Consider the following 19,981-nt stretch of genomic DNA (forward strand, 5'->3'; position numbering starts at 1 on the left):
GAGAGGTCAGTCGGGCTGGCTGATGTCCTGCAAGGCGTGCAACAGCGTCAGGCTATTCGTGCGCGTGGTGGCCGTCAAACCGGCTTCGCGCAGGCTCTGGCCCAAGGCTTCCAGCTGTTGGACCAGGGTTTCGTGGCCGGCTACCGCCAACGACCCGCGAATCCGGTGCAGCAGCTGGAAGATGCGTTCGTAGTCTTGTTGATCAAGGGCCCGGCGCAGGTGTTCGAGGTCGAGCTTCATGGTGTGGGTGAAAAGCTGTTGCAGGTTGGCCGGCAGCCTGCCGCTATCGGGGGGCGGCGGAGCGTCGGGCAACGGGTCTTGATCGTCCTCGGGGGCCAACTGTGTCAGCCGCGCCAGGCTGGCCCGCAGGGTCAGCAGGGGCACCGGCTTGACCAGCCAGGTGTCCATGCCGGCGGCCTGGCAACGGGCTTCTTCATCGCATATGGCGTTGGCGGTGATGCCGATGATCGGCCGGTCATCCCCCGAGGCCCGCAGGATGCAGGTCAGCTCGTAGCCGTTCATGCGTGGCATGTTGACGTCGGTCAGCAGCACGTCGTAGTCGCCCACTCGCCACAGGTCGAGGGCCTCCGCGCCGTCGGCGGCCACGGTGCTGCGACAGCCCAGTTGCTGCAACTGATGGCTCAGGGTCGCCTGGTTGATCGGGTTGTCCTCGGCCACCAGCACGTTCAGGCCCAGGGCCGGTAGGCCGCTCAAGTCGCCCGGCAATGGTCCGTCGGGCTCAGGTGCGCGCCCCAGGCGGCGCTCGATCAAACGGCCGATGGCCATGAAATCACAGGCTTCGGCCAGGCTTGTGCCTGGGGCCGGGGGCTGCCCGCCGAGGTCAATGTGCAGCATGCCGCTGGCCGGTGGCGCTTGCGTGCCGTCGTCCAGCAGGCGCAGGAGGATGCCCTCGCCTTGGAGCGTGGCGGCCGCAGCGTCCAGGGGGCTGGCCTGGGCGCCCCATTTTTGCAGCCACAGGCACAGGTTGTCGGTCAGCTCGTGGTGCGGGCTGTGGACATGGATCTGCGTACCGCCGAGGTCCGGCGCAGGCGTGTCGGGCACCTCGTCCGCCACCGGCAGTTCCAGGCTCATGGTGAAGCTGCTGCCCAGTCCCAGCTCGCTGGTGAGGTGGATCTGGGTGCCCATCAGTGTCGCCAGCCGGGCGCAGATCGACAGGCCCAGTCCGGCGCCGTGCACCGTGTGGGAATGGGCGTCGATCTGGTAGAAGGGGATGAACAACTGCTGCTGTTCTTCCTGGCCGATGCCGATCCCGGTGTCCACCACCTGCAGTGACAAGCGCACCCGCCCCTGGCTGCCGGGCTCGCTGCGGGCCCGCACGATCACATGTCCGGAATGGGTGAACTTGACCGCATTGCTGATCAGGTTGGTGAGGATCTGGCTGATCCGCCCGGGGTCGCCCGACAATGGCGGCAGGGCCGGGTCGACCGAGGCAAACAGCAGTAGGCCCTTGCTTCGCGCCGCGTCGACAAACGCCGCGGTACAGCGCTGTACCAGCGCCCTGGGGTCGAACGACTGATCGGCCAGGGACAGTTGGCCGGATTCGATGCGGGTGATGTCGAGGATGTCACTGATGATCTGCAGCAACAGGCCCGAGGACACCTGGATGCGTTCGAGCAACTGGCGTTGCTCGCGGTCCAGGTCGGTCAGGCCCATCAGCTCCAGCGAACCGAGCACGCCGTACAGCGGCGTGCGGATTTCATGGCTCATGGTCGCCAGAAACACCGACTTGGCGCTGTTGGCCTTGTCGGCTGTCTGCTTCGCCTGGGTCAACTGCTGTTCCATCTGGGCCCGGACGCTGAGGTCGGCGAAGGCGCAGACCAGCACGTCCTGGTTGCGGTAGCGGGTCGGGGCGTAGGCGATGTAGAACGAGCGACCGTCGTGGCTCTGATAGTTTTCGATTTCCCCCGGCTCCCTGGCCTGGCTGATCGTTGCCAGCAGCGCCGGTTCCAGGCCGCTGTCCTGCAGGCTCTGGCCGACCTGGGTATCGAACCATTTCAGCGCCAGGGTGTTGGCGAAGACAATCAGGCTGCGCTCGCGGCGGAACACGCACAGCGCCACCGGGGTGGTTTCCAGCAAGGTCCGGTTGAACTGTTCGCTTTCCACCAGCTCGCGGTGGGCTCGCTGCGCCGGCACGATGACCCGGCGCTGATACCAACGGGTGTAGGCGCGGCCGGCCACGGGGCTGAGCACCAGCAGCAGGAGGAGCCCCGCCAGGGGCCAGGAATGGCCGAGGAACAGGGTCCGGTAGCTCAGCAGGTAGTAGCCGGTCCAGGTGGCTCTGGCGTCACTGACGCGAAAGACCAGGCCGTCGCTGCGCAGGTTGACCGCCCGGTCCATGTCCGCCGGTTTCGGCCGTTCCCCCAGCAGCAGGCCATCGCGCTGGTTTTCCAGCCAGAAGGCGTCATAGAAGGTCGGTTGCCTTGGCTGGGAAAAGACATTGATGCGCTGGCGGTAGCTCAGGGCGGCGACATAGGTGTCTGTGGCTCTATCGCTCAAGCGCGGGTTGCGCAGGGGCTTGAAGGCCAGCAGGTGGTCGGCGAACCCCGGCAGACTGATCCAGCGGAGTTCATCGTTGCCGACGCCGCGGGCGCTGTTGCGGATCGCCTGGATGCTGGTCATGACCAGGGCGGCGGACAGTTGCGACTGGTGCGCGCCGACGGTCGGCACGGCAAAGCTGCTGCCGGTGTCTGCATCCACCACCAGCAAGGCCGAGGCCGGGTAACTGGAGCGGACCCAGAAGCTGGAGTAGAGGTCCGCCAGGTAGCGGCCGAAGCTCGCGGCTCGCGCGCTGTCCAGGGGGCAATGGAGCATGTCCTCGCAGACCAGGGTGAAGGGGGTTTCCACAGACGACGGGTTGCCCTGGAACAGGGTCGCGCCGAGTGCCTGCTGCTGGTCCATCAGGTGAAAGATGCGAGCCGTGCTCTGCAGGTCGTCGTCGCCGAACGGCTCGTTCTGCAGGCGTTCGAGCAGGGCCTTCTGCTCGCCCAGGTAGTGGGTCAGCAGTTTGAAGTCCACGGCAATCCGTTCCTGCTCCTGGCGAATGATCCGCTGCCCGCCCCAGAACAGGGCGCCACCCATGATCAGCAGCAAGGGCAGGATGACGAACAGAACCAGATTCAGTCGTCGGAAGTTTTGTGCAATGCGTCGTAGCGGGAGGTCTGGCATGGATGTGGAGAGACGGGCCGGGTGGGTGAAGAAAAATGGGGGGTGACACTGCATCCCAGCAATTGTGTAAAAGCGTCCAGCTCCAATGCCGCAGAAATAAGATAGCCCTGGGCGCTATCGCAGCCAATCAAGCGCAAGAACTCCAGGTCGCGGGCCGATTCTACGCCTTCGGCCACCACTTCCAGGCCTAGTTGCCGGCCCAGTTGCACCGCCGCCACCAGGGCCGCTGCACGGGCGTCATCGGCGGCGGCGCCATGGACGAAGTGGCGATCGATTTTCATCTCGGTAAATGGCGTGGAGATCAGCGCGTACATCGAACTGTAGCCCATGCCGAAATCATCCTGAGCCAGGCCGAAGCCCTTCAGGCGCAGGCGGCTGGCGCCCATGTGGTACTGGCCCGGGGACAGCGGCCGTTCAGTCTCCAGCAGCTCGAAGCACAGGTCGCTGGTGGACAGCCCCGCGGCAACGGTCAGGCGCTGCAACTGGTCCGGCAGGCCGGGATCGTCCAGCAGCCCGGTGGGCAGGTTGACCGAGACCTTGAGGCGATACCCCAGGCGCTGCCAGTGCTGCTGCGCCTGGATCGCATCGTCGAGCATCAGCAGCAACAGTTGATGGTCCAGCTGGCAGCGGCTGATCGAGGCCAGGAACGAATCCGGCATCAGCAGGCCGAATGACGGGCTGTCCCAGCGCACCAGGGCCTCGGCGCCGACGATCCGGCCACTGCTCAGCGAGCGCCGGGGCTGGAACCTGGCCTTGAGTTCGCGACGCTCGATGGCCCGCTCCAGCAACTGGCGGTCGAACACCGCCGCATGCTCGGGCCTGGGCGCTATCCCGTGGGCCTGGCGGTTGCCGATGATGGTGCCGATCTGCTCGACGTGGGCTGCTTGCAGTGGCTTGGGGAAGGTCCCGAGCACCGCCAGGCCTTGCTCCTTGGCCATCAGGCTGACGCTGTTCCTCAGCCGTCGCGAGCAGGATGAAACGATCGCCAGGATCGGCACCTGCTCGACACCGGTCAGGGCGTGGATGAACTGCACCCCATCCATTTCCGGCATGTGCAGGTCCACCAGCACCAGGTCGTAGACCTGGCGGTGCAGCATGGCCAGGGCCTGGCGCGCATCCAGGGCGCTGTCCACCGGGCCGAACCCCGCCTGCAGTAGCAGTTGCCGGGCCTGCATGCAGTGCATCGGGTGGTCGTCCAGCACCAGGACGCGCAGGGTTTTGGGCACGCTCACATGACTTTCCTCTTGATGGATTGCAATACCTCGCTCAAGGCGTCCAGGGGAACCGGCTTGATGAGTAATTGGCGGATCCCGGCCGCTTCGCAGCGGCTGCGCAGCACCGGTGAAAGTTCGCCGGTGATGCCGATGATGGGGCCGCGGAACCCGCTCTTGCGCAGGGCACGGGCAAACGACAGGCCGTCCATGTGTTCCATCTGCAGGTCGGTCAGCACTGCGTCGAAGGACAGCAGGTCGTTGCGTTTCAGGGCATCGGTGGCGCAGTCGCAGGCCTCCATGTGGTTGCCCAGGTAGCGACCCTGCTGAACGATCACCTGCAGCGACAGCGGGCTGTCGTCCACCGCCAGCAGCTTGAGGTCCAGGCTCGGAGCCAGAGCCTCGGGAGAGGCGAAGCAGCGCTCGGCGACGATGCCGGACTGGGCCTGGGCCACGGCATTGCGCAGGCTGTCGAGGCTGAAGGTGCGGGCGATCCAGCTGTCGCTGGCCTGGCGCCGTGGCGGGCCCATGCCGGGAGCGTGCATGATCACTCGCGGGCCGCTCCAGGCCACCGGCCGCGATGGCCCGAGAAAGGCCTCCACCAGCACCGCCTTGTGGCTCGGCGGGTCGCGGTCGGCGACGTAGGGGATCGCCAATGCGCCCCAGCGGCGCAACCAGTGGCAGAGGTTGAGGTTCACTTCCTGAACATCACCGCGCACATACACCGGGGTCAGCCCCAGGCGCGGCAGGTCGGGCGCCGGTGCCGCGCTACAGGGCTCCAGGGCCAGGCTGAAACTGAAGCTGGACCCCAACCCCGGCTCGCTGACGGCGGTCAACTGACCCTGCATCATGCGCGCCAGTCGTTGGCAGATCGCCAGGCCGAGCCCGGTGCCCGAGGTCTTCTGTTCCAGCCAGTTGGGGACGCGGTAGTAGGGCTCGAACAGGTTGGCCTGGAACTCCGGAGCTATTCCCGGGCCGCTGTCCACCACCTGGAAACGCAGGCCGGGAGCCTGGCCCACCGGCGTTTGGGCATGCAGGCGCAGCACCACATGGCCGGACTCGGTGAACTTGATGGCGTTGCTCACCAGGTTGTTGAGGATCTGACGAATGCGCTCGCCGTCGCCGCGCACCTGCTCGGCGACATTCGGGTCCAGGGTCACGTACAGGCGCAGGCCTTTGCTGCGGGCCCGGGCCGAGTAACTGAAGGCCACTTCCTCCACCAACTGGATCGGCGAGAACGGCGCGTGGTTCAAGCTCAGCCGACCGGACTCGATCAGTGACAGGTCGAGGGTGTCGTTGATGGTCCGCATCAACGCCGAGGAGGCTTGTTGGGTGGCTTCCAGGTAGTCGCTCTGCTGTGCGCTGAGGGCGGTGGTACGGAGCATTTCCAGGGAGCCGAGGATGCCGTACATGGGAGTGCGGATCTCGTGGCTCAAGGTGCTGAGGAACAGGGTTTTCTCGCGGTTGGCCTGGTCCGACAGCCGCTTGGCCTGCCGCAGCGACTGCTCGGCCACCTTGAAGTCGGTAACGTCGCTGATGCAGCACAGCACCGCAGCCACGCCGTTGTAGCCGGTGGGCGCGCAGGTCAGCTGGATGAACGTGCCATCCTCAAGGGCATGGTCAATCGCGTGCACGCGGCCATGCGATTCGCCAAGAATCCGTTCGCGCAAGCCGGGGACCGAAGTCAGCCAGCGCCGCCCGGATTCGTTGCCGAGGATCAGCCGGCCGTTGTCGCGGCGCATCAGGCACAGGCCCACGGGGGCTACCTCGATGAAGCGCCGGTTGAGGGAGACGCTGTCCGCCAGGGCGCTGTAGTGCCGTATCGCCGGCTCCACCAGGCGCAGGCGGATATAGCGCGCGCCGAGAAAAATCGCCGCGAACAGCAGCAAGGTCACCAGCAGGGTGCTGTACAGCGGGCCGGAACTGTCTTGCAGCAGTTGGCTGACCGGCGCGTAGTACACCAGGCGCCAGCCGGCGTTGCCCACCGATAGGTTGAGCACGATGTAGTCGGGCAGCCCGCCCAGGCGGTGCAGGCCGAAGGAGTCTGCGTCGGCCGGCAGGTGCGACAGGCTCACGGGCACTTGCCAGTTCGCGCTGTGCAGCACCAGCGCGCCTTCGGCGTCATAGAGCAGGTATTTGCCCTGGTGCAGCTCCAGCGGGTCGAGCGCCAGGTCGGCCTCGGTGAGCTCCAGGCCGAGCCAGCCCTCGCTGGCGTGCTGCTCGTCCACCGGGCGCAGCAGGTACACCTGCTTGTTGCCGTCGGCACCGGTCCAGTACCACAAGGTTCGCGCCCCTGGGTGCTGGGTCAGCAGGTTCTGCGCGGTGCGCAGGTCAAGCTGCTTGAGCCAGGGGGCGGCGCTGGCGTCCTCGGATGACGAGATGGGTTTGCGGCCTGGCGGCTGGTAGAGGGTGCTGACCAGGCCCTGTTCCGGGGCCATGTAGAGCAGTTGGCTGCGAGTGTTGTCGACCTCGATCAGATCGCGGGCAGTGAGTACCAGAGCCCAGGGCGATGATCCTGCATGGCCGAATGGTAATACTCGCAGTTGATCGTTAGTTGCCAGGAAATGGCGGGTGGAAGAACTAAGGCGATCATCGCTAGTGCGTACCACCGAGGAAGAAATGGCCTTCAACAGGTTTTCCCGTTGATTGAAGAATTGTTGGGCCTTGAATGCCGCGGCATTCATCTGCCGACGATAGTTGGACAGTGTTTCATTAAGTGACCAATGAATCACAAAGCCGGCGATGATCAGAATGCAGAACAGCAGGCTGTACATGAACAGCCGCAGCAGGATCACCGGGGCATGGGACCCGGAAAAGTGGCTGGTAAGGCTTTCGAAATGGGCTGGTGTATGCATTGGGCCATGGTAGAAATAACTTTCCAGGCCAATCTTCAGAATATTCTTAATGCCGGCGGTTTAAGAAGATTCTCATTTGTTAGTTTGCCTGTTGACTCGACCATTTCTGCCTCTTGTGCTCTAACGCAAAGGCTTGGAAGTTATGGTTCTGGTTAAAAAAACCGTCAGTCTCGCGGTCAGTTCCGCGCTGTCATTGATGACACTTGTTGCTCCCTCCGCCAGAGCTGGCGATTTTGAAAACATCGATGTTTCTTCCGCGGAAGGTGAATCGCGGGTTCTGGATGATGCCCGCGTTGACCACTCCGGCAGCGGCCCGGCCGTGCGTGTCAGTGGTTCGCAAAATCAGTTGCAGGGCAGCGGATACGAGATCCACGCCACCGCGGGAGGCCCGAGCAACTCGGTGGTGGGCGTGCAGGTGGCGGCGGGCGGCAAGGCCCAGCTGTCCAATGTGACCATCACCACTGGCGGCTCCGACTTCGCCACCGGCGCCACGTCCTCTGGCGCCGGCAGCCGCTTGATCCTCAACGACGTGAACATCACCACCCAAGGTCACCAGAGCAGCGGCGTGGTGGCCTCTGCCGGTGGTCAGGCGGTACTGTCCGGGGGCTCTATCAGTACCTCGGGCAACCAGGCCTCGGCATTGTCGGCCACTGGCAAGGGCTCGGTGATCAAGGCCTCGAACCTGACCCTGAGCAGCACCTCGAGCGGATTTTCCCAGGTCGTGCAGGCCCAGGACGGCGCGAGCATCGAACTGGAGCAGGTTGATATCAACTACCAGGGCTCTTCCTCGGCGCTGTCCGCCGAAGGCGTGGGGTCGTCCATCGGAGCCAATGGCGTCAACATCAATGCCAGCAACGGGCGTGGCGTGGGCGTCAACAGTGCTGCGCTGACCTTCAGCAACGGCACCATCAATGCCAAGGGCGATGGCATCACCTTGAGCGGCCTGTACCAGAAGCCGGGCGGCACGGCGGTGGTCAGCAACAGCCGGATCACCTCGCAGAACGGCATCGGCATCAACGTCAATGCCAACCAATCCGCCGCTGACCTGGACAACGTGCATATCACCACCCTGGGTGACTATGGCTCGGCGATCTGGATGCCGGGCAGCAACACCCGGGTAGACGTCAAGAACAGCATTCTGCAAACCAGCGGCACTCAGGCCGTGGCCATCGACAACCGTGGCGGTGTGTTCAGCATGGACGGCGGTTCGATCATCACCCAGGGCAACAGCGCCCATGGGCTGTACGCCTCGCCGGACACTTCAAACAGCCCCGGCGCGGAGTTCAACGTCAGCCGCGTATTGATCGAAACCAGCGGGCGTGGCGCCGTAGGGGCATTGGCACGGATGTCGGGTGCCAAGATCAGCCTGAGCAACAGCCGCATCGTCACCCACGGTGATCTGGGCTATGGCCTGTTCGCCTCGGGCCGTGGCGCCAGCGTGCAACTGCTCGACAGCGACGTGCAGACCGCGGGCGCGCAGGCCCACGGCCTGGCCATCAGCAACAACGCCACCACCCGCTTGCAGGGGGCGACCCTGGCAACCAGCGGAACCGACGCCAACGGCATTGTCAGTTACGCCACCGGCGCCGGGGTGGTGAACAACGTCGAGGTCACGTCCAGCCATATCCAGACCCAGAACGGCGCCGGCATCCTGGTCAACGGCGGCGGCCTGAGCACGCGCTTCACCGACAGCAGCCTGACGGGTCGCAGCGCTGGCGAGCCGGGCACCGCCTTGTGGATCACCGACCGCGCCGACGGGGTGCTGGCCGGCGTGGTGCAACTGGAGGCTGTCAGGTCGCAGTTGGTGGGTGACGTGCAGGTGGACGGCGGCAGCCTGCAACTGTCCCTGGCCGACCATTCCAGCCTGGATGGGGCGATCAGGGGTGGCAGCCGGGACACTCGGTTGAGCCTGGACGACAGCAGTGCCTGGACCCTGCGTGGCGACTCCCAGCTCACTCGCCTGAGCAACAACGGCGTGGTGGAGTTCGCCGATCCCGGCTTGGCGGGGGCCTTCAAGCAGTTGCAGGTCAGTGGCGACCTCGAAGGCAACGGCCACTACATCATGAACACCGACCTGGGCCGGGAGCAGGGTGACCGGTTGATCGTCGGTGGCCAGGTCACCGGCAACAACGACATCCTGGTACGCAACTCCGGCAGTGAGCCAGGGGCCGAAGGGCAAAGCCTGACCCTGGTGCAAAGCGCGGGTGGCCCGGGGGCGTTCAGCCTGGCCAACCGTGACGGCGTGGTGGATGCCGGCACCTACCGCTACGGCTTGCAGGCCGACGGCTCGGGCAACTGGAACCTGGTGAACGTCGGCCGTACCCAACCGGCGCCGGGACCGGACAACCTTTCCACCGGCGCCAGCGCGGCGGTCAACAGCAGCGCCATCGCCAGCTTGCGAGCCACCTGGGACGCCGAGCGCGCAACCTTGGTACAGCGCCTGGGCGACCTGCGCCAGGGGGCGGATCGCCAAGGGCTGTGGATACGCGGGTTCGGCCAGCAGCAGTCGCTGGACAATGGCGTCGGCCGCGATTTCTCCCAGCGTGTGCAGGGCACTCAGTTGGGAATGGATACGCGGATCGACACCGCCGGCGGTGCGCTGGTGCTGGGTGCATTGGCCGGCTACAGCCAGACCGACCGCGACTTCAAGCACGAGGGCAGTGGCAAGCTCGACAGTTACCATGTGGGCGGCTACGCCACCTACCTGGATGATTCGGGCTGGTACACCGATACCCTGTTGACCCTCAACCGCTGGTCCACCCGCCTGGATGTGCGGGGCACCGACGGCGCCAAGGTTGCCGGGCATTCACGCAGCAAGGGTGCCGGCCTGTCGGTGGAAGCCGGCAAGCAGATCGACCTGGGCAACCGCTGGTTCGTCGAGCCTCAGGCGCAGGTCTCCATGCTCTATGCGCGCTCCGACAACTACCGCCTGGACAACGGCCTGCAGGTGCAGCCTGGCGAAGGCCTGTCGACCCAGATCCGCAGCGGTGTCCGGGCCGGGCGCTACCTGCAACTGGACGATGGCACGGGTTTGCAGCCTTACCTCAAGGCTGGCTGGGTCGAGGACCTGTCGGCGCAGAACAAGGTCCGCACCAACGGCATCGCCAGTCGCCCCGATGGCAGCGGTGGCGGCTGGTACGCTGGCGTCGGCATCAACGCCGAGCTGAGCCGCCACCACCAGCTGTATGCCGAGCTTGAGACCAGTGAGGGCTCGAACATCGACCGGCCGTGGGCCGCCAACCTGGGTTATCGCTTCAGCTTCTGAGGTGCATGCATCGCCGCGGCCAATGTCTGGCGCACGCCTTCGGCATAGCAGGTCTTGACGATCGGCCCGAGCAAGCGTTGCAGGGCCGAATCGTCGAGGATCAGCGGCGAGCTGAGCAGGTAGTGCATCTCCACCATCTCCCGCAGCAACGGGTCGAACAGTCCCAGCAGGCGCAGCAGGGTCTTGCCGATCACCCGTTGCTTGAAGGGCACGGCGCCATGCTGGCGGATCAGGTCCAGCAGTTCACGCTGGCTGGTGACGCCGGCGCCGCCCAGGTGCCAGGTCTTGCCGAACGCGGCGGGTTGTTCGAGCAAGCGGCATACCACCGGGCCGACGTCGGGCACGAAGACGAATTCGTGGGGGCGATCGAGGGGCCCCACCAGGTTCGCGGTGCCGCCCTGGAGCGCGGCTTGAAACGCGCTGTGCAGCAGGCTCTTGTCGACCCCGGGTCCGTAGAAGTCCGGCAGGCGCAGCACCGTGGCCTGGATTTTTCCCGCAGCGTGGGCCTGCCACAGCACCTGTTCCTGCGCCATGCGCATGCGCCCCTTGTAGCTGTTGGGCCGGCGCGGGTGATCTTCGGTCACTGGATTGCTCTGGGCCGGGCCGTAGGGGTAGACGGTGCCGATCAGCAGGATCTTGCGTACCCCGGCGGCGATCGCCCCGTCCAGGGTCTTGCGCATCAGTTGCGGGTGCAGTTCGAACTGCCAGTAGTTGACCCCCACCAGATAGATCAGGGTGTCGATGCCGGCGGCTGCGGCTTCGATGCTGGCGTTCTGGTCGGGATTCCAGGTCACGCATTCGGCCAGCGGGTCGGCGCCGAACGCCTGTTGCAGGCTGGCAGCATCGCGGCCCACCACTCGATAGGCCTGGCCCTGACTGCGCAGGCTGCTGGCGATACTTTGACCGATGGCGCCGACGGCACCAAACAGAGCGATTTTTGGCATGCTGAGGTTCCTTCTGGTTGACGAGTGCTTGCAGGGTGCAAAATCCTCGGCTAAATGAAAATTGCCTGTTCCTTGATGGTCTCTATAAAAAAATGCATACCCAGACAGACAGCACTCCTCACTGGGATTGGTACCGCAGCTTTCTCGCGGTGCTGGAAACCGGTTCGCTTTCCGCTGCCGGCCGTGCCATGGGCCTGACCCAGCCCACGGTCGGCCGGCATATCGATCAGCTTGAAGCCGCCCTGGGCCTGAAGCTGTTCATCCGCTCCTTCGACGGTTACGCCGCCACCGAAGCGGCGTTGGAGCTCAAGCCTTACCTGCTGCAGCTGGCGGCGGGAGAGGCGGCCTTGCGCCGGGTGGCCAGCAGCCACGGGCAGGGCGTGCAAGGCTGTGTGCGGATTTCGGCCAGCGAAGTCATCGGTGTCGAGGTATTGCCGCCGATGCTTGCCCGCTTGCGCCAGCAGCATCCCCAGCTGGTGGTCGAGCTGGTGCTGTCCAACCGTGCCGAGGACTTGCTGCAGCGCGAGGCGGACATCGCGGTGCGGATGTTTCGCCCGACCCAGGAAGCGCTGCTGGTGCGCCGTGTCGGGGAGATCGAACTGGGTCTGCATGCCCATCGCGATTATCTGGCGCGTGAGGGCACGCCGCAGACCCAGGAGCAGCTGGAGGGGCATGCGCTGATCGGCTTCGACCGGGAAAGCGCCTTTATCCGCCGCATGCAACAGCAGTACCCGCTGCTCTCCCGCGGTCGTTTTGCCCTGCGCAGCGACAGCGATCTGGCGCAACTGGCGGCGCTGCGTGCGGGGTTCGGCATTGGTGCCTGCCAGGTCCGGCTGGCCAGTGCCGATCCGCGGCTGGTGCGGGTCCTGGCCGCGGAGTTCGCGCCGCGTCTGGAAACCTGGGTGGCCATGCACGAAGACCTGCGAGATAGCCCGCGTTGCGCGGTGACCTTTGCCGCGTTGGTGCAGGGGCTGGCGGCCTACGCCGAGGGCGGTTGACGGCCGGGAGCTTGAGAAGGGATGTCCGGCGGCCCCGGCAGCGGTTTATCATACGCTGTATGTTTAAGCCCTCAGGAGGCAACGCCCATGGCATTCGGCAAGGTATTCATCGCCACTTCGGTGGACGGTTTCATCGCTCGCGACGATGGCGCCATCGACTGGCTGCCCAGCGGCGAATCCGCCGAGGACTATGGCTACGCCGCCTTCGTGGATACGGTGGACGGGATCGTCATGGGCCGCGCCACCTACGACAGCGTGCTGGGTTTCACCCCCTGGCCTTTCACCAAGCCGGTGGTGGTGCTCAGCCGCACCCTTGGCCAGCAGGATGTGCCACAGCGCCTGGAGGGCAAGGTCCGTATCAGTGCCGCGCAGCCTGTGGCACTGGTCGCGCAGTTGCGGGCCGAGGGCTGGAAGAGCGCCTATGTCGACGGCGGCAAGCTGATCCAGGCCTTTCTCCAGGCCGGCCTGATCGATGAAATGACCCTGACCCGGGTGCCGGTGCTGATCGGCACTGGCCGGCCACTGTTCGGCGCCCTGGCGCAGGACCTGCGCCTGAGCTGCATCGACTCCCGGCGCTATCCCGACGGGCTGGTCAGCACTCGTTATCGGGTCGAGCGCGAGGCCGCCCATGACTGAGCACCCCAAGCGCAGCGGCCGTCCGGCGGCGGGTCGCGAGCTGAGCCTGGACCAGGTTCTCGACGCCGGCCTGGCGCTGCTGGAGGCGTTGGGACCCCAGGGCTTCGGCGGCCGGGCCCTGGCGCGGCAACTGGGGATCACGCCGATGTCGGTGGCCTATCACGTCGGCGATCAGCACAACCTGATGCGCCTGCTGGTGGAGCGGGTGCACGCAGAGCCATTGCCCGAGCCGGCGCCGTCGTTGCTGCCGGGGCAACGGATCCAGGCGCTGTTGTGTGCGTACATGGCCCGGGTCCGTCGCCACCCGGCGCTGACCTTGTGCATCCTCGGCGATCCGCGGTTGTTCGCCGGTTCCCTGGCAGCCTTCAGCCAGCGCCTGCGCCAGGAAGTGCAGGCCTTCGACGCCGATCCGGTGCTGTTCGACCTGCTGGTGGACTACAGCCACGGCCACGCCCTGGCGCTGGCCCTGGCCGGCGAGGCCGGGGCAGGGCTGGACGGTGCATTCGAGGCGGGGTTGCGGCGCCTGCTGCGGTCCGATACCTGGCCGTCGCTCACTTGCATCTGACTCCCGCTGCCGGTGTCCAGCGACTTGACGTCATCCCTGATGAAGTACCCCGGCCAGTCCAGGTCGGTCGGCGGGCTGTCACCGGGCCTTTGCGACAGATCCGGGCGCGCTTTACATCCCTGCACCTTTGTTCACAGAAAATCACCAGAGCGCCACAGATTGCAACGCCGGCGCTGGGGATACTGCTGACTGCTCCGCTGGAGCACTCGGGACTGACGCGACTGAAGGAAGAACCACATGCGCGCACTGCTGACCTGCTTGCTGATCTCGACCCTGGGGGCCTTGCCCCTGGCCAGTGCCGGCGCGCTTCCGGCGTTCCACAAGGTGTTCGAGGATATTGTGGCCGACCAGCCCGGTTGCGCCGCCGGGGTGATGCGCGGCGGCAAGTTGATCTGGAGCGCGGGTTATGGCGTCGGCAACCTGGCGACCGGCACGGCGATCCAGGCCGATACCTTGTTCAACCTGGCTTCGGTGTCCAAGCAGTTCACCGCTTTCGCGATCCTCCAGCTTGAGGCCCAGGGGCGCCTCAGCCTGGATGATCCGATCCGGCGTTTCCTGCCCGAGCTGCCGGCCTATGCCCAGGGCATCAAGATCGCTCATCTGCTGCACCACACTTCAGGGTTGCAGGACTACATGCTGCTGGCCGAGCTGGCGGGGATCCCCCTGACCCAGCGCTTCACCCAGCAACAGGCGCTGGACCTGCTGGCGCGCCAGGACAGCCTGATGTTCCCGCCCGGCAGCGAATTCAGCTACAGCAACAGCGGTTACCTGCTGCTGTCGAGCATCGTCGAGCGGGTCAGCGGCCAACCGCTCAAGCACTATTCGCAGGCCAACATCTTCCAGCCCCTGGGCATGCAGCACTCAAGCATCGTCGACCAGTACCCGGTGCAGCTGCCGAACCTGGCGCAGGGCTATGAGTTGGACGAGCAGGGCAAGCCCCTCGTGGCGGTGGATGCGCGCTGGGAACAGACCGGCGACGGCCAGGTGCACAGCAACGTGGCGGACCTCATGCGGTGGTTGCGCAACCTGTCCACCGGGCGGATCGGAGGCCAGGCATTGGTCAAGCAGATGCGCCAGACCGCGCCCTTCAACGACGGCGACCCGGGCTACTACGGCATGGGCCTGGCCAACCGCAGCTATCGCGGCTTGCAGGAGCTGTCCCACAGTGGCAGCTGGGCCGGTTTCAGCACCGACGTGGCCTGGTATCCCAAGCTGGATGTTGCCACCGCGGTGTTGTGCAACCTGAAGGATGGCCAGGCGTCGGAGCGCGCTCGTCAATTGCTGGATACCTTGCTGGGCTCGCCCGGCGCTCCCACGCAAGGGGACATTCCAGCGCCGCCGCCGAGCATCAGGGCGGTGCCCAAGGCTGCCCTGGAAACCCTGGTGGCCGGCAGCTACCAGGACGCATCGGGCCGTCAATTCCAGCTGCAACGCAGCGGCGAGGGCTGGGCGCTGGAGAGCTTCCCTGATGTTCTGCCGCTGCTCCGGCACAGTGACCGGGTGTTGGCAGCAGACAACGACGGCACGCCGATCTACCTGGCGGCGGCTGGGCCAGGGCGGATCGTGGCCAACAACCCGGCTTCGAGTTATGCCCTGGCCCCGGCCTGGAAGCCCACGGACATCCGTCCCTACGTCGGTCTCTATGCCCTGAAAACCAGTCCCGGGCAGCTCAAGGTCTATGCCCGGCAAGGCAAGCTCTACGTGCGTATCGGCCCGCACACCTACCCGATGCAGCCACTGACCGCGGAGCGCTTCAGCGCCGGGGAGCTGGGGGTGCTCAGCTTTGCCGAGCAAGGAACGCTGCTGACCAGCAGCCTGGCGCGCAACCTGCGCTTCGGCAAGGTCCGGCAGGAATAGCGCCATGCCTGGCGCGGCAGCGCCCGGAAGCGCTTGCCGCTTTGGGCAACGTGGCGCAGGTGCTGGAGCTTGCAACAGGCCTCTTGTTCTTGAGTCGAACTCGTCAGGCTGGGCATTTTGCGATGTGGCTCGGGGCTCGGAAAAAGGCGGCAGCCACTTCGGGGGCCGGCTCAGGCCCCGGGCGCGCCTTCCTCGACTGCTATCGGGCCTGGTGCCGTACTGGTGGCCGCGGAGTGAGTGGTGCCAATGAACAGGTACATGGCCGGCACCATGAACAGAGTCAGCAGGGTGCCGATGGACAGCCCGGCGAAGATCACCAGGCCCATGTCGTGGCGGCCCGCCGCCCCGGCGCCGGACGCCCAGACCAGCGGCACCACCCCCAGGACCATGGCCGCGGTGGTCATCAGGATCGGCCGCAGGCGTACCGCCGCCGCCTCTTCGATGGCTTCGCGCTTGCTGTACCCGGCCAGTTGCAACTGGTTGGCGAACTGCACGATGAGGATGCCGTGCTTGGTGATCAGACCCAGCAGGGTCACCAGCCCGACCTGGGTGTACACGTTGATCGAGGCAAAGCCCATGGTGATGAAGGCCAGGGCGCCGAACAGCGCCGGCGGCACCGAGAACAGGATCACCACCGGGTCGCGGTAGCTCTCGAACTGGAACGCCAGGGCCAGGTAGACGATCAGGATCGAGAACAGCAGCAAGCCGACGAAGCCTCCGGATTCCTGGATGAACTGCCGTGACTCGCCGGCGTAGTCAGTGGAATAGCCCGAGGGCGCCACCTGTTCGAGGATGCCCTTGAGCTTGGCCAGCAGCTCGCCCTGGGACAGGCCGCTGACCCCGGACAGGGTGGCCGAGTTGAGTTGCTGGAAGTGGTTGATCGACTCCGGCTCCGTGGACGTCTCGATATGCGCCACGGTGCTGGCCGGGATCATGCTTCCTGACGGGGTGCGGATGTAGTAGTCGAGGATCTGCTGCGGGTTCAGGCGGTCCACCTGCAGCACCTGGGGGATCACCCGGTAGGAGCGCCCGGCGGTGGAGAAGTAGTTCACGTAGTTGCCCCCCAGGGCCGCCGACAGCGCGGCGCCGACGTCGGCCTGGGTCATGCCCAGGGCGGCGATCTTTTCCCGGTCCACCACCAGCTTGGCCTGGGGCTTGTCGAGCTTGAGGTCGAGGTCGGAGAACCAGAACAGCTTCTGCCTGGTGGCTTCGGCGAGCACTGCCTGAGCCACTTCGTTGAGGTTGGCCACCGATTCGGTGGTGCTGATCACGAACTGCACCGGCAGGCCCTGGGCCCCTGGCAGTGACGGCAGGGGGAAGGCGGCGATGGCGGCGCCGGGTACCTGGTTCCATTTCTGCTGCAGGTCGAGGATCAACTGCGCCTGGGTGCGGCTGCGGTCCTCCCAGGACTTGAGCAGCACCCCGCCCAGCCCCTGGTTCAGCGACGGCAGTCCGGTGAGCTGGAACATCTGCAGGTATTCGGGCTCCTTGTTGGCGATCTGGAACGCCTGGTCGGCAATCCGCTCCATCTGCTGCGGCGACGCGGTGGGCGCGCCCTTGATCTGCATGAACACCAGACCCTGGTCCTCGGTGGGCGACAGCTCGCTCTTGGCGGTCATGCCGCTGGCGGCCACCAGCAGGAACAGCAGGAAGCCGAAGGTCACCAGCACCGGCCAGCTATCCAGCCCGGCCGCCAGCACTCGATGGTAGCGTCCTCGCAGCCAGTCGAAGTAACGGTCCAGGCGCTTGGCGAAACGGCCTTCTTCCTGGCCGTCCTTGAACAGCTGCGAAGTCATCATCGGCGACAGGGTCAGGGCGATCACCGCCGACACCGTCACCGCGCCGGCCAGGGAAAAACAGAACTCCTTGAACAGCGCCCCGGTCAGGCCGCTGCGCAGGCCGATGGGCACGTAGGCGGCGATCAGCACCACGGTCATGGCGAGGATCGGGCCACCCAGTTCACGGGCCCCGAGCAGCGCCGCGTCCAGCACGCCGCGGCCTTCTTCCTTGATGTGCCGGTCGACGTTCTCCACCACGATGATCGCGTCGTCGACCACCAGGCCGATGGCCAGCACCAGGGCCAGCAGGGTCAGCAGGTTGATCGAGTAGCCCAGCAGGTACATGACGAAAAAGGTGCCCACCAGCGACAGCGGGATCGCCACCAGGGGCACGATCACCGCGCGGAACGAGCCGAGGAACAGGTAGATCACCACCGAGACGATGATCATGGCTTCCACCAGGGTCTTCACCACCTCGTAGATCGAGGTGTTGATGAAGGCCGTGGAGTCGTAGACGATCTCGCCGCGCACCCCGGCGGGCAGTTGCGATTGCAGGTCGGGAAAGGCTTTGCGCACGTTCTCGGCGACATTGAGGATGTTGGCGGTCGGCGCCGCCTTGATGCCGATGAACACCGAGCGCTTGCCAGAGAAGGCCACGCTGCTGTTGTAGCTCTCGGCGCCCAGGGTGACGTTGCCCAGGTCCTCCAGGTGCACCAGGGCGTCGCCGTTGTGCTTGACCACCAGGCGCTTGAATTCGTCCACCGTGTGCAGGTCGGTGCCGGCGGTAAGGTCCACGGTGATCATCTGGCCCTTGGTCGAGCCCACGGCGGACAGGTAGTTGTTGCTGGCCAGGGCGCTGGCCACGTCCTGGGCGGTGACGTTGTGGGCCGCCAGCTTGTCGGGATCGAGCCAGGCGCGCAGGGCGAACTGGCGCCCGCCGAGAATCTCCGCGGTCTGTACGCCTTCCAGGGAGTCGAGCTTGGGCTTGACCACCCGCACCAGGTAATCGGTGATGTTGTTGGTGGCCAGGGTGTCGCTGTAGAAACCCAGGTACATGGCGTCGGTGGTCTGGCCTACGGCCACCGTCAGCACCGGTTCCTGGGCCTGGGCCGGCAGTTGGTTCTTCACCGAGTTGACCTGGGTGTTGATCTCGGTCAGCGCCTTGCTCGAGTCATAGTTCAGGCGCAGGGTCGCGGTGATGGTGGACAGCCCGGTGATGCTGGAGGAGGACAGGTAGTCGATGCCCTGGGCCTGGGCGATGGCCGCTTCCAGGGGCTGGGTGATGAAGCCGGCCACCGTCGCTGCATCCGCGCCGTAGTAGTAGGTGCTGATGGTCACCACGGTGTTTTCCGTGCGCGGCCACTGGTTGACCGGCAGCTCGAAGATCGAGCGCAGACCCAGGATCAGGATGAACAGCGAAACCACCACGGCCCAGACCGGGCGCTTGATGAAGGTGTCGGTGAAATTCATGGCCGGGCCCTAGTGTTCTTGTGGCGTCGGGGAGGGATCGTTCAAGGGCGCGTCGCGGTCGACGATCTTCACCGGCGAACCGTTCTTGAGCTTCATCTGGCCGCTGGTGATCACCAGGTCGCCTTCCTTGACGCCGGACAGCACCGCCACCTGGTCGCCCCGGGTCGGGCCGGTTTCGATAAAGGTCTGCTGCGCGGTGAACAGCGCCTCGCCTTGCTCGTTGTTCTTCTGGGTGGCGATGAACACCGTGGTGCCGTAAGGGTTGTAGGTGACCGAGGTCTGCGGCAGGGTCAGGTAGCGCTGGGTGCCGCCGAAGGCGACCACGGCCCGGGCGAACATGCCCGGCACCAGGCTGCGCTTGGGGTTGTCGATGGTGGCTTCCACCGTGACGTTGCGGGTATTGGGGTCGAACTGGGTGTCGATGGAACTGACCCGACCGCTGAAGTTCTGCTTGGGCAGGCCATCGGCGCTGACCGTGACGCTCTGGCCGATGGCAACCTGCTGCACCTGGGTCTGGGGCACGTTGAAGTCGATGTAGATGGGGTCGAAGGTCTGCAGGTTGGCGATCTTGTCTCCGGGATTGAGGTATTGCCCGAGGTTGATCCCGGTGATGCCGATACGGCCGGCGAAGGGCGCGCGGATGCTCTTTTTCGCCACCAGCGCGCGCTGCTGCTCGGCGGCCGCGAGCTTGGCCTTGAGGTCCGCCTCGTCGGCTTCGACCTGGGCCTGGGACACCGCGCTCACCGCCAACTGCGCCCTGTCACGCTTGAGTACCGTGCCGGCCAGGTTGGCCGTGGCCTCCAGCGCGCGCAACTGGGCGATGTCGGCGTCGGCATTCAACTGCACCAGCAGGTCGCCCGCCGCCACTTCCTGGCCGGGCTTGAAGCCGATGCTGCGAATGATGCCGCCGACCTCGGTGGTGACGTCCACCCCGCGCACGGTCTTCATCGAGCCGACGGCCGAGAGGCTCGGTTGCCAGTCTTCGTATTGCGCCTTGAGCGCGGTCACCACGGCGGGTGGCAGAGGCACCTTGGCCTGGGCGATCAGCTTGGAGATCTGCGCGAACTTGACCCCGCCGATCACCGCGACAATCAGCAGCACCACACCCAGCATGATCAGCATGGGCCGCAGCAGGCGGCGCTTGCGCGGCGCCTGCGGAGCCGCGGCGGGGTGCGCGGTGGCGGAGCTGGAATTGACGTCGGCCATGGCGGATCTC

11 protein-coding genes are annotated in these 19,981 nt (G+C 65.8%); 5 read left to right on the forward strand and 6 right to left on the reverse strand.

All coding sequences use genetic code 11. The features are described 5' to 3' along the window. Positions 1–6: 6 nt before the first annotated feature. The 3 genes from BLV47_RS12020 to BLV47_RS12030 are packed head-to-tail and all read right to left on the reverse strand — an operon-like array spanning position 7 to position 7,252. Positions 7–3,186: a hybrid sensor histidine kinase/response regulator gene (locus tag BLV47_RS12020; protein WP_244168867.1), complete on the reverse strand. Its 3,180-nt coding sequence runs from the start codon at positions 3,184–3,186 to the stop codon at positions 7–9. Next, entirely contained in the window at positions 3,138–4,418 is a 1,281-nt protein-coding gene (locus BLV47_RS12025) for an EAL domain-containing response regulator (protein ID WP_092313775.1), read from the reverse strand. The genes BLV47_RS12020 and BLV47_RS12025 overlap by 49 nt, the downstream gene beginning before the upstream one ends. Continuing rightward, positions 4,415–7,252, reverse strand: a complete 2,838-nt coding sequence (locus BLV47_RS12030) for an ATP-binding protein (protein ID WP_092313778.1) — start codon at positions 7,250–7,252, stop codon at positions 4,415–4,417. Before BLV47_RS12030 ends, BLV47_RS12025 begins: the two co-directional genes overlap by 4 nt. A 142-nt stretch (positions 7,253–7,394) precedes the next feature. On the opposite strand from BLV47_RS12030, the gene BLV47_RS12035 reads away from it, so the two are divergent. Further along, on the forward strand, positions 7,395–10,517 hold the full coding sequence (locus tag BLV47_RS12035) for an autotransporter outer membrane beta-barrel domain-containing protein (protein WP_092313781.1): 3,123 nt from the start codon (positions 7,395–7,397) through the stop codon (positions 10,515–10,517). On the opposite strand, the gene BLV47_RS12040 is transcribed toward BLV47_RS12035, so the two are convergent. Further along, complete coding sequence (locus tag BLV47_RS12040; protein ID WP_092313784.1) at positions 10,499–11,461, reverse strand: SDR family oxidoreductase; 963 nt, start codon at positions 11,459–11,461, stop codon at positions 10,499–10,501. The two genes, BLV47_RS12035 and BLV47_RS12040, sit on opposite strands and share 19 nt — an antisense overlap. Positions 11,462–11,553: 92 nt before the next feature. Between BLV47_RS12040 and BLV47_RS12045 the strand changes: the two genes are divergently transcribed. The 4 genes from BLV47_RS12045 (at position 11,554) to BLV47_RS12060 (ending at position 15,517) form a co-directional block, all read left to right on the forward strand. Next, on the forward strand, positions 11,554–12,459 hold the full coding sequence (locus tag BLV47_RS12045; RefSeq protein ID WP_092313787.1) for a LysR family transcriptional regulator: 906 nt from the start codon (positions 11,554–11,556) through the stop codon (positions 12,457–12,459). A gap of 87 nt (positions 12,460–12,546) precedes the next feature. Next, a complete protein-coding gene (locus tag BLV47_RS12050; protein WP_092313790.1) occupies positions 12,547–13,095 on the forward strand; it encodes a dihydrofolate reductase family protein in 549 nt (182 codons plus the stop codon). Then, positions 13,088–13,660 carry a TetR/AcrR family transcriptional regulator gene (locus BLV47_RS12055; RefSeq protein WP_092313793.1) on the forward strand — a complete coding sequence of 191 codons (573 nt, stop codon included), beginning with the start codon at positions 13,088–13,090 and terminating at the stop codon, positions 13,658–13,660. Before BLV47_RS12050 ends, BLV47_RS12055 begins: the two co-directional genes overlap by 8 nt. A gap of 237 nt (positions 13,661–13,897) precedes the next feature. Further along, positions 13,898–15,517 carry a serine hydrolase domain-containing protein gene (locus BLV47_RS12060; RefSeq protein WP_092313796.1) on the forward strand — a complete coding sequence of 540 codons (1,620 nt, stop codon included), beginning with the start codon at positions 13,898–13,900 and terminating at the stop codon, positions 15,515–15,517. Between the two features lie 170 nt (positions 15,518–15,687). Here BLV47_RS12060 and BLV47_RS12065 read toward each other — a convergent pair whose 3' ends face one another. Both BLV47_RS12065 and BLV47_RS12070 read right to left on the reverse strand, forming a co-directional pair. After that, the gene (locus tag BLV47_RS12065; protein WP_092313799.1) at positions 15,688–18,765 is read right to left on the reverse strand and encodes an efflux RND transporter permease subunit; all 3,078 of its coding nucleotides are present in this window, start codon (positions 18,763–18,765) and stop codon (positions 15,688–15,690) included. Between the two features lie 9 nt (positions 18,766–18,774). Further along, a complete protein-coding gene (locus tag BLV47_RS12070; protein WP_092313802.1) occupies positions 18,775–19,971 on the reverse strand; it encodes an efflux RND transporter periplasmic adaptor subunit in 1,197 nt (398 codons plus the stop codon). Positions 19,972–19,981: the final 10 nt, after the last annotated feature.

The organism is Pseudomonas saponiphila (assembly GCF_900105185.1).
Lineage (GTDB): Bacteria > Pseudomonadota > Gammaproteobacteria > Pseudomonadales > Pseudomonadaceae > Aquipseudomonas > Aquipseudomonas saponiphila.